The following is a 10,584-nucleotide window of genomic DNA, read 5'->3' as shown; positions in this document are numbered from 1 at the left end:
CTCAACGCCCGGATCCGAAAGACCCTGGGATGGAAGACCCCGACCGATATCCTCAACACCTCAATAGGCGTTGCACTGACCACCTGAACTCAAGCACCGGGTGCGCGTGCTCCACCCTGAGCTCCTCGAGGGTCAACCGGGTGTTGGTTCCGATCTCCCCTGGTGTCCGGTCGGCACCGCGGATCACCAGGAGGACGGGCGCCCCGAGGTTCACGGCGAGGGTGGCGTTGAAGTCGAACTCGGTGGGACTGGGCACGCCCGTGTAATCGGTACCGAGGATCACCACCACATCGCACTGACCGGCCACCGCGTGGTACCTGTCCACGATCTCCGCCAGCGCCGAGTCGCGGTCCTCGTGCACGCGGTCGTTGGTCACGCCGATGCAGTCCTCGTAGGCGAGGTCCACGGTGGTGTGCTGGAGCAGCATCTCCACGATGCGGTCGCGCGCGGGCTCGGTGTCCGGGCCGGTGCCGGTGCCGGTGCCGGTGCCGGTGCCCGTATCGGTGTCGACGACGCGTGGCGCCACCGTGACAGGGCGGAACACCCCGACCCTCTGTACGGTTCCGGCGAGAATGCGCAGGAGGCCGAGGGCGACGGTCGACTTCCCGGTGTCACCCTCGGGGGCCGCCACGTACACGGCGGAGGACGACAGGGGCATGTCGGTCACCGGAGACGGAATCGTGGGAGCGTCGGACTCGGGCGGGAGAGTCTCGGATACGGGGGAATCGGGCACGAGGGCATTGTGACAGCGCGAGCGCGCCGGCACACCTCGTACACGCCATGCAGGCCCGCCGCGCGCCCCGACGTGCGGCCGCGCCAGCGAGATGCCGGGTGGGGCTGACGAGCTGCCGGGAGGGGACGGGTCAGACATCGGTGAGCCTGTCGACACCGGGCGGCAGCCATGTACAGCGCCCAGGCGACCCGGGGTCCGCGACGGTCGTCCACGCCGACGGGCCGTCGCCGACGAACGCGTGGTGGACGGGACACCCCAACGCCCCATTGGCGACGGTCGTGGATCCGCCACGCGACCACTCCCTCACGTGGTGGAACTGGCTCCTCCTGGCGGGTGACGTGCACCCCGGGAAGGTGCACCCTCCGTGCGCCGCGTAGAGGACCAGTCGCTGGATGGCGGAGGCCAGACGCCTGTCGGGGCGGGCGTCGACGTCGATCCGGTGAAGTTCCTCGCGACCGTCGCGCAACAGCGAGACGAACCACGGCAACGCCCCGGCCATCGAGACGGCCTGACGGACGCTGAGCTGGGTGCCGGAGTCGGTCTCCACCAGCGCGGTGGGTTCCTCGAGCTGTTCCGGCGTCACGCGCACGACGATGGTGGCGATCCCCTTGGGCCGGGCAGGGTCGACTGTCGACCCGAGTGCCCACTGGTGCACGAGTGCGTCGTGCGCCCGCTGCTCCGGGGTGCGCTCATCCGACCCGGGTTCGCAGGCCACGGCCCCTCCGGGTCCGCCGAAGTCGCACAGCGCACGCTCGACAAGAGCCCGGGCGCGAGGAGTCAGCATCATGGTCAGCGTGCTGGTGCCGTCGGGCCTGACCGCGCCCAGTCGGGCCGCCCGTTGCCGCTCCTGGTGGTCCTCCCGGCCCTTCCCCCGGTCGGGACACAGGGCGGCCATTCGGCGGGCTGCTTCCGCCCGCAACTGCGCCGGGGCGACCGTGCACGCGAACTCTGTCAACTCCTCGGCGAATCTGATCTTGGCCGCCCCGCCCATCGTCCCGGGCAGCCCGGCGACAGCCCTGGAGATGATCCGTTCGTGCTCGGCGGTGATCTCCCCGACCGCCGCCGCCCGCCCGGCCGGGGTGGCCTGCCTGCCGCCCGCCTCGATCCGCCCGTGTACGACGCCTCGGGCCAGGCCCAGTTTCTCCGCGAGCAACGCGGCGACACCCCCGGCGGAACGACCCTTCTGCCGGTGCAGGCCCGCCAGTTCGGCACTCGCGCGCGCTCCGGCGGCCTCCAGCCGACGGCCCACGATCTCGGCGCGTCCCACGGCGTCGACCAGCACCTCCGCGTCATGATCCGACCAGTTGACCTGGCACAGGCTCTCCACGGAGGCCTCGAGAAACGCGAGAACGTCAGCCAGCGTGGCCGTCTCCGGCCCCTGCCCCGGTGCGTCCCACACTCCCTGTTCCATGATCCGGACTATAGAACACACGTACGACACCGCCCGGCCGGCCGACTTGTTCGAGTGGAACGTCCTGTTGCGCGAACTGGCGGTAGCCGACTCCTCAAGGAACTGGCGGTAACCGACTTCTCCATCCGGTGGGGAGACATACTGACCGAGGCGAGCGGACTCCTCCCATCCGGCCGTCGGGCCAGGGCCTGGTTGACCGGCAATCGAGACAGGGCCTAGTTGTACTGACTACCTAGTCGACGACGACGAGGGCCAGCCCGAAGTCGCCGGCCGCATCGGTCCAGACCGCCTGACCGCCGAATCCGTGCCCCGCGAGCTCATCGATGAGCGCGTGTGGCTCGAACTTCCGGGCGATCTCGGTGCGGATCCCCTCACCGGCGGCCAGCGTGCGGCCCCGCCCGAGCGTCGGGAAGTCGATCCGCACGTCGCGCACCACGCGCAACCACATCTCGATCCGGCTCTCCCCGCCGTTCCACACGGCCTCGTGCCGGAAGTCGCGGCGGTCGAGGCCCGTGCACTCGACGGTTCGAGCGATCACGTCGAGCATGTTGAGGTTGAACTCGGCGGTGACCCCGGCGGCGTCGTCATAGGCCGCGACCAGTCGGTCCGGACTCTTGACCAGGTCGAATCCCACGGCCAGCCGGTCCCCCGGGGACATGATCCCGCGCAGCATCCGGAAGAACCCGGCGCGCTGTGACTCACTGAAGTTGCCGACGGTCCCGCCGAGGAACAACACCAGCCGTCCACCCGGCTCACCCGGCAGCGGCCCGTCGAGTGCGGTGATGTCACCGATGAGCGGGTCGATCCGCAGGCCCGGATACTCCTGCTCGAGCGCGCGGGCGGTCTCGAAGAGCATCTCGGTGCTGATGTCCAGGGGCACGAATCCCGCATCCGCGCGCCCGGCCGCCAGCACGTCGAGCAGCACCCGGGTCTTCTCACAGGTCCCGGCCCCGAGCTCGACCACCGTCGAGACCGCGCCCACGATGTCACCGGCGCGGGCCCGCAGGATCTCGGCCTCGGCCCGCGTGGGGTAGTACTCCGCCACCCGGGTGATCTGGTCGAACAGCAGGCTGCCCTTCTCGTCGTAGAACCAGCGCGGCGGCAGGGTGGGCGGGTCGGAGAAGAAGCCCTCGCGCAGGTCCGATTCCAGTGCGGCGGTGTCGGGATCGGTGGCCTTCGTCGTCGTCGTGGTCGTCGTCGGGTTCTCGGTGTCGGTCATCGGGCGAGCCTCAGTCCCGTCGCCGCCCACCGGGATGAGGCGGGGAAGAAGTTCCGGTAGGTGGGCCGCGTGTGGCCGGCCGGGGTGAGGGCGCTGCCGCCGCGCAGGACGTGCTGGTCGGACATGAACTTGCCGTTGTACTCGCCGGCGGCGCCCTCCTCGGTGACGAACCCCGGGTAGGGCAGGTACGCGCTGGAGGTCCATTCCCAGACGCCGCCGATGGTCCGCTCCGTGACGGGTCGCGGGTGACAGCGGTCAGGATCGAGCTCGTCGCGGATCCCCCAGCCGGCGGTGGCGACCTCCCACTCGAACTCGGTGGGCAGGCGGGCCCCAATCCACCGGGCGTACGCGTCGGCCTCGTAGAATGACACATGGCACACGGGTTCGGCGTCCACGATCGGACGGCGACCCGAGAGGGTGAAGGTGGTCCATTCGCCGTCGGCGGCAGGCGCCCCGGCGGTGCCCGCGGAGGCGCTCCCGGCGGCACCGTCCTCGCTCCTCCAGTACCCGGGCGCGTCCCAACCCTCGTCCTGCACGGCGGCCCACCCGTCGGAGAGCCACAGTTCAGGGCGGGCGTAGCCTCCGTCGGCCATGAACTCCTTCCAGTCGGCCACCGTGACCTGGCGGGTCGCCACCTGGCCGCCGGGGAGCCACACCCGGTGACGCGGCCGCTCGTTGTCGTAGGAGAAACCGCCGGAGGGCAGGTCCTCGTGGGAGGACCCGGAGCGGTCGGCCGGGTCCGGGGCGCCCACCCGGGCGACCCCCTCGACGACGTCGAGCCACTCCGTCTCCCCCGGCGTCGCGGCGACCGGGTCCGCGGACCGGTGCACGTAGACGGGGTCGGTCGGATTGTGTGAGAAGAGGTGTTTGGCGTCCATGAGCATCAGCTCCTGATGCTGCTGCTCGTGGTGGCAGCCCAGCTCGAGCAACTCCAGCCCCCGGTCGTCGACCCGGCCCGCCTCGAGCGCGGCCACCACCGCGTCGTCGACGCGTGCCCGGAAGTCACCGATCTCCGCCACCGACGGGCGGGTGATGAGCCCGCGCTGGGGCCGGGGTTGCCGCGGACCGACGGCCTCGTAATAGGAGTTGAACAGGAAGCGGAAGACCGGCTCGGGCGAGGAATAACCCGGCAGCCGACCCAGCACGAACTCCTCGAAGAACCACGTCGTGTGCGCCCGGTGCCAGGCCGCGGGACTGGCGGCGGTCATCGACTGCGGGATCTGGTCCTCGGCGCTCAGGCGGGAGGCCAGTAGGTCGGTGAGCCGGCGGACGCGCAGGAACTTCTCGACCGCGGCCCCGGCGCTGTGCCCCGGAACAGGTTGTGGCCCTTCGGTGGTGACATCTCCGACAGTCATGGGATCTCCCCGGGTTCGTGGTCGGCGGTCGGACTGCCGCCAGACTAACCACGGGGTGGTTCGGTGCCCACCGCTGTTCGGATGACCCGACTCCTAAATTCCAGCGCTCCAGCTCCCGGTGCTGCGGAACGGCACCGGCGCCGCGGCCGCGAGGTTGCGCCGCTCGTGCTCGAGGAGTCGGAGGCGGTACTCGGGACAGTTGCCCATCCCGCCGTCGGCGCGGATCACCCGGTGCACCGGGATCACGAACGGCACCGGCACGAGGGTGCACAACCGCCCCACCCGCCGGGCGTTGCGCGGCCGGCCCGCGTCCACGCTGATCTGCCCGTAGGTCGAGGTCTCGCCGTACGGGATGTGCTGGATCTCGCGGTAGGCCTCGCGGGAGAACTCGTCGTGCACGCCGGCGGCGGCCCAGTCCACCGGGATGTCGAACTGCCGCAGGCGGCCGGCGCAGTATGCCTCGAGCTGCTCCGCCACCCGGTCGAGGTACTCAGCGGCCGCGCCGGGCTCGGAACCGCGTACCTCGTCGTCGTCGCCCGATGAGTCCACAGCGAACCACGATGCGACGTCCTGATCCGGCCCCACCTGGTCCAGGCGCGCCAGGCCACGCGGGGTGGCCTCGGCGACCATACGGCCGGCGGCCGTGTCGAGCACCCGCACGGCCCTACCGGCGGTCTGGCGGGGAGATGCCACGCCTCACACCACGCTCGGCCGGTCCGGGTTGGTCACATCGGCGTCGGCGGAATCGAGGAGCGCGAACAGCGCGTCGGCGCCGTCGCGCGCGACGGCCGACATCTCGGCGGAGGTGATCGGCACGGCCTGCAGCCGGGTGAGCAGTGGTCCGGTGCCGTCCGGGCCGCCGGTCTCGTCGACCACCTGGAGGTCGGGCCACAGGAACGGCGGGGTCAGGACCAGGTGCTCGCAGCGCCGGCCGGAGTCGACGAGCCCCACCGCGCCCGGGATCACCGCGCCCGGTGCGACGTGGATGGACCCGGTGGCGACGGCCAGCGCGCACGCGTCCAGGACGTCGGCCATGGCGCGGTGTCCGGTGCGGCCGACGGTGACGAACTCACTGCGGATCTGCCGACCGTCGGGAGTGGTGACGTTGGTGGGAAGCTCCCGGGCGCCGACGGTGGCGTAGGTGGTGAACCCGGGCGCGGGGACGTTGTCGACGACGACGATGTCGCAGTGCCACTGAGTGGTCTGACCCTCCTCATCGGCTTCCGTCTCGTGCGGATAGCGCAGGACTCGCACCGATTCGGCCACGTCGAGGAGGCCCTCGAGGCCGGAGAGGTCAGCCTTGTCCGGGCCCGGGACGGTGCTCGCGCCGCTCACGCCAGGTCACGCAACCGCGGCTCGAGGTCGGTCTTGAACAGGTCCAGGAACCGCTTCTGGTCGTGGCCCGGCGCGTGGAACACCAGGTGGTTCAGTCCGGCATCGACGTACTGCTTGACCTGCGCCACCGCGTCGTCGGGGTCCGAGGCGACGATCCAGCGCTTGGCGACCTGCTCGATGGGCAACTCGTCGGCCAGGCGCTCCATCTCCCGCGGCGAGTCCACCGAGTGCTTCTGCTCGGGCGTCAACGAGAGCGGCGCCCAGAAGCGGCAGTTCTCCAGCGCAGCGGCCGGGTCGGGGTCGTAGCTGATCTTGATCTCGATCATCCGGTCGATCCGGGAGGAGTCGCGGTCGTTGATCCCGGCGCCCTCCTCCACCGCCGGCAGGAGCTTGTCGGTGTAGAGCTCCATACCCTTGCCCGAGGTGCAGATGAAACCGTCACCCACCCGGCCCGCGTACTTGGCCACCACGGGTCCACCGGCGGCGATGTAGACCGGCACCCCACCCTCGGGCACGTCGTAGAGGAACGCGTCCTTGGTGGTGTAGAAATCGCCGTCGAAATTGGTGGTCTCGCCGGTCCACAGCTCGCGCATGAGGCGGACCGACTCGCGCAGGCGGGCGAACCGCTCCTTGAACTCGGGCCACTCGCCCTGATGGCCGGTGGCGATCTCGTTGAGCGCCTCGCCGGTGCCCACGCCCAGGAAGATGCGACCCGGGTAGAGGCACGCCATGGTGGCGAAGGCCTGTGCCAGCACCGCCGGGTTGTAGCGGAACGTGGGCGTGAGCACGGAGGTGCCCAACTGCAGGCTCTCGGTGCGCTCCCCGACCGCTGTCATCCACGCCAGGGAGAACGGGGCGTGTCCGCCGTCGTGGCGCCACGGCTGGAAATGGTCCGAGACCGTGGCCGAATCCATGCCCGCCTGCTCCGCCAGGACCGCGTACTCGACCAGGTCGCGCGGGCCGAACTGCTCGGCCGAGGCCTTGTAGCCGAGCTTCAGTGCGGAGGTGGGGGGCATCGACGACTCCTCGTGGGTTGTGTGAGTGACTTCACCGACGCGGTGGTCGGGGCACTGCAACCGAGTATGCCAGCGCCATCGCCAGAGAGTTCCGGACTTGACAGCCGTGGGGTCTCAGCCTAGCGACCTCGCACTTCACGCCCGGACCACTGAGAACCCGTGGACATCTCCGTACTTCTCGCCAGGTACCACCTTCAGGTGAGTCGAAGTGTTTGTGGCGACGACTCCGCCACGGACGGCAAGCGAAGCGGTGGCGCTGGGCCGCCGTCAACCGGGAGACCGGGACGATCGTCTACATCCGTTGACACCCGATCCGACACGCCGAAACGAAACGTGAGATCCGCCACTCGCCGCAAGGAATGTAACGATTCGGCCACCGGCGACCATACTCTGGATGAAGCGGCGATCATGGCGGGCCAGCCCGTGCCGGAGCCCCCTCCTCCGGACCGATCGCCGAGTAGTGGCTTTCGGAGGAGCTATGCGGATTCGACACGCGGCCACCGCGCTGGTCGCCCTCGGTTCCGCTTCCGCCTGTGCGCTCGGCGCCACGGTGATCCTGCAGGACCGAGGGGACGATGCCCGCGAGTCGGCGCTACGCAGCTCCTCCTGGTCAGTGCAGGCCTCCACCGACTTCGGCACCACCTGGACCGCACCCATCTCCACCTACGGCGGGCACTTCCCCGTCCGCGTGGACACCGCCGCGCTCCGCAACCGTTCCGCGTACCAGCCCCTGACCCTGCGGACGAGCGTCGACTCCCGCTCGGAGGCCCACGTGTCGATCGGCAGGGGCGCGCTGGTGGAGGGTGACCCCACGACCGCCGCCGACGTCCGGATCCGGGCCGTCACCACCAGCGGTGGCGCCTGCGCCGCGCCCACGTTCAGCAGCGGCACGCCCAGCGTCCTGGCCGGTGACGCGACACTTCCGGAGCCGGTGGACGCCGTCACCGTCGACGAGCCCCTGGTGTTGCCGGCCGCGACCCGCACCACGCCGGGAGCACCCGTCACCGTGTGCCTGGAGCTGAGCATGGACTCGGCGTCCCCTGCGCCCGACTCGGTGCTGATGCTCGCCTGGCCCATCGAGATCACCCGCGCGGACGCCGGAACCTGACGGGGCCCTGACCTGACAGGGCCCCATCCTGACCGCCCTAACCTGACCGGGCCTCTCGCCGACGCGCGGCCATCCGGTACGCCTGCTCGTGCGCGGCCATGACCTTCCCCGGATCCGCGCCCTCGACGCGCGGCGGCGGCGACCTGGGTTCGTCGATGGCCGTGCGCACCGCCCAGGTCAACGTGCCGGGGTCGCGGGGGTCGTACACCTCGCCCGAGTGCTCGTCCGGGTCACAGCGGTCGAACCACTGCTCGCGGAGGAAGCCCACGGCCGGCAGCACGGGCGTCACCCCGAGGTCCCGGCACAGCTCCAGCCAGGTGGAATGCGTGGCGAAACGATACGGCAGCACACACACGTCCAGGGCGGCGAACTCGGCGAGCACGGGCCCCAGGTCGCGGGCCTCGTAGCGGATCAACCGCACCGACGCCCACCCGCCCTCCGCCGCGAGCTCGGCCACCAGGTGGTGCCCGCCGCTCTCCCGGTCCTCACCGCACGCGTCACGCCACGCCTGCGCTTCCACCACGATCCGCAGATGCGCGTTCCGGCGGCCGGTCGCCACGGGCGCCAACAGGTCCAGGAGCTCGGGCCCCTCGATGTTCTCACCCATCCGTTCCAACAGCACACCCACGACGGTGTCCCCTGGCGCCCGGAGGTGCTTGGACGCGCGGATGGCCGAGGAGATCTCGGCCTCGTCGAGCAACCGGGGATGCGGCACCACCATCGCCTCCACGCCCCACCTCACCCACAGTTCCCGCGCCGCGACCTCGGTGAGCGTGAGCACCTGTGCCGCCGCGCCGACCAGAGTCCCGGTGTACCCCCGGTGCGGTTCCGAGTCCTCGTGGGAGGGGTAGACGATGTCGTGCACGGTCAGCACCATCGGCACCCCGGCATGGGACAGGTGCTCGATGACGTCCCGGGCACTCTCCGGATCCAGGTAGTCGTACCCGAAGTGCACGTGCGCCACGTCCACGTGATCGAGGTCGCGGTCGGGGGCCGGGCCGTCATCCTTCACGTAGGTGCCCGGGTGGGATTCTCCGTTGACCACGCCCGGTCGCATCGGGACCATCTCCAGGTGGCCCGACGACGCCAGCCCCGTGATCCGGCGGACGGCCGGGTGCGCGGCGGGCAGCACCGCCACCCTCGTCCGGGACGCGCCGCCATGTGACCGCATAAAACTTAGTTTAGACCCCTACGCAAGTCCTCGATGAGGTCTCCGGCGAATTCCAGCCCCACCGAGAGGCGGACCACGTTGTCGGTGATGCCCACCGCGGCCCGCGCCTCCGGCTCCATGGACGCATGCGTGGTGGTGGCCGGATGGGTCACCAGGGACTTGGCGTCACCGAGATTGTTGGAGATGTCGATGACCCTCAGCGCGTTGAGGAGTGAGAAGCAACGCTGCTTGCCGCGGTCCACCTCGTCGTCGTCGAACTTCAGACCGAACGTCACGACCGACCCGCCGCCCGACATCTGCTCGGTGGCCAGGTCGTACTGCGGGTGCGAGGGCAGCATCGAGTACCGCACCCAGTCCACCGCGTCGTGCGACTCGAGGAACTGAGCCACCTCGAGCGCGTTGGCGGACATCCGCTCGACACGCAGGCTCATGGTCTCCAGGCCCTTGAGCAACACCCAGGCATTGAAGGCGCTCATACCGAACCCCGCATGACGCATCAGGTTCTGCACGGGTCCGGAGATGTACTCCTCCGGCCCCAGCACGGCCCCGCCCAGGACGCGGCCCTGGCCGTCGATGTGCTTGGTGGTGGAGTAGACCACGATGTCCGCGCCCAGCTCGAGCGGCTTCTGGTGCAGGACGGTGGCGAAGACGTTGTCCACCACCACCTGCGCGCCGGCCGCGTGCGCCAGCTCGCAGACCGCGCGCACGTCCACCAGCTCCTGCATGGGGTTGGAGGGGGTCTCGAAGAACACCGCGTCGGTCGGCTCGCTGAGCGCCTCTCGCCACTGGTCCAGGTCGGAGCCGTCCACGAACACCGTCTCCACGCCCCAGCGCGGAAGGATCTCGTTGCAGATCACGAAACACGAGCCGAACAGCGCGCGGGAGGCCACCAGCCGGGAGCCGTTGCCCAGCAGCGCGGCCAGCGAGACGAAGACCGCCGACATGCCGGAGCTGGTGGCGAAGCACGCCTCGGCGCCCTCGATCTGCCGCAGCCGCTCCTGGAACATCGCCACGGTCGGGTTCCCGTATCGGGAGTACACGAACCGCTGGAGGTCCCCGTTGAACGATGCCTCGGCCGCCTCCGCGGACTCGTAGACGTAGCCGGAGTTGAGGAACATCGGCTCGGCGGTCTCCTCGAAACCGGTGCGCATCTGCCCGGCCCGTACCCCCACGGTGTCGGGGTGGAGTCCGTCGGGGAGCTCGTTGTTTCTCATCCGCTGCTTTCTGGGTGTCGTC

General features: G+C 70.3%; 10 protein-coding genes. 1 reads left to right on the top strand and 9 read right to left on the bottom strand.

Annotated elements, in window-relative coordinates:
- Positions 1–52: 52 nt before the first annotated feature.
- The 7 genes from ABIE38_RS18050 to fgd all read right to left on the bottom strand — a co-directional run bounded on the left by ABIE38_RS18050 (position 53) and on the right by fgd (position 7,069).
- Positions 53–658 (bottom strand): AAA family ATPase, encoded by a 606-nt coding sequence (locus ABIE38_RS18050; protein ID WP_502914804.1) that lies wholly within the window; start codon positions 656–658, stop codon positions 53–55.
- Between the two features lie 205 nt (positions 659–863).
- Complete coding sequence (locus tag ABIE38_RS18045) at positions 864–2,144, bottom strand: HNH endonuclease signature motif containing protein (protein ID WP_354058656.1); 1,281 nt, start codon at positions 2,142–2,144, stop codon at positions 864–866.
- Between the two features lie 232 nt (positions 2,145–2,376).
- Positions 2,377–3,363 (bottom strand): L-histidine N(alpha)-methyltransferase, encoded by a 987-nt coding sequence (gene egtD, locus ABIE38_RS18040; protein ID WP_354058654.1) that lies wholly within the window; start codon positions 3,361–3,363, stop codon positions 2,377–2,379.
- Entirely contained in the window at positions 3,360–4,718 is a 1,359-nt protein-coding gene (gene egtB / locus ABIE38_RS18035) for an ergothioneine biosynthesis protein EgtB (RefSeq protein ID WP_354058653.1), read from the bottom strand. Before egtB ends, egtD begins: the two co-directional genes overlap by 4 nt.
- Positions 4,719–4,811: 93 nt before the next feature.
- Positions 4,812–5,411, bottom strand: coding sequence for a methylated-DNA--[protein]-cysteine S-methyltransferase (locus tag ABIE38_RS18030; RefSeq protein WP_354058651.1), 600 nt, complete (start codon positions 5,409–5,411; stop codon positions 4,812–4,814).
- 3 nt (positions 5,412–5,414) lie between these two features.
- Entirely contained in the window at positions 5,415–6,053 is a 639-nt protein-coding gene (locus tag ABIE38_RS18025) for a suppressor of fused domain protein (protein WP_354058649.1), read from the bottom strand.
- On the bottom strand, positions 6,050–7,069 hold the full coding sequence (gene fgd, locus ABIE38_RS18020; RefSeq protein WP_354058647.1) for a glucose-6-phosphate dehydrogenase (coenzyme-F420): 1,020 nt from the start codon (positions 7,067–7,069) through the stop codon (positions 6,050–6,052). The genes ABIE38_RS18025 and fgd overlap by 4 nt, the downstream gene beginning before the upstream one ends.
- Before the next feature lie 478 nt (positions 7,070–7,547).
- On the opposite strand from fgd, the gene ABIE38_RS18015 reads away from it, so the two are divergent.
- Positions 7,548–8,177, top strand: a complete 630-nt coding sequence (locus tag ABIE38_RS18015; RefSeq protein WP_354058645.1) for a hypothetical protein — start codon at positions 7,548–7,550, stop codon at positions 8,175–8,177.
- A gap of 37 nt (positions 8,178–8,214) precedes the next feature.
- On the opposite strand, the gene ABIE38_RS18010 is transcribed toward ABIE38_RS18015, so the two are convergent.
- Positions 8,215–9,348, bottom strand: a complete 1,134-nt coding sequence (locus ABIE38_RS18010; RefSeq protein WP_354058644.1) for a glycosyltransferase family protein — start codon at positions 9,346–9,348, stop codon at positions 8,215–8,217.
- A gap of 5 nt (positions 9,349–9,353) precedes the next feature.
- A complete protein-coding gene (locus ABIE38_RS18005) occupies positions 9,354–10,562 on the bottom strand; it encodes an O-succinylhomoserine sulfhydrylase (RefSeq protein ID WP_354058642.1) in 1,209 nt (402 codons plus the stop codon).
- Positions 10,563–10,584: the final 22 nt, after the last annotated feature.

The organism is Dietzia sp. 2505, from assembly GCF_040546785.1.
Classification (GTDB): domain Bacteria; phylum Actinomycetota; class Actinomycetes; order Mycobacteriales; family Mycobacteriaceae; genus Dietzia.
This window is presented reverse-complemented; position numbering and strand designations above follow the sequence as displayed.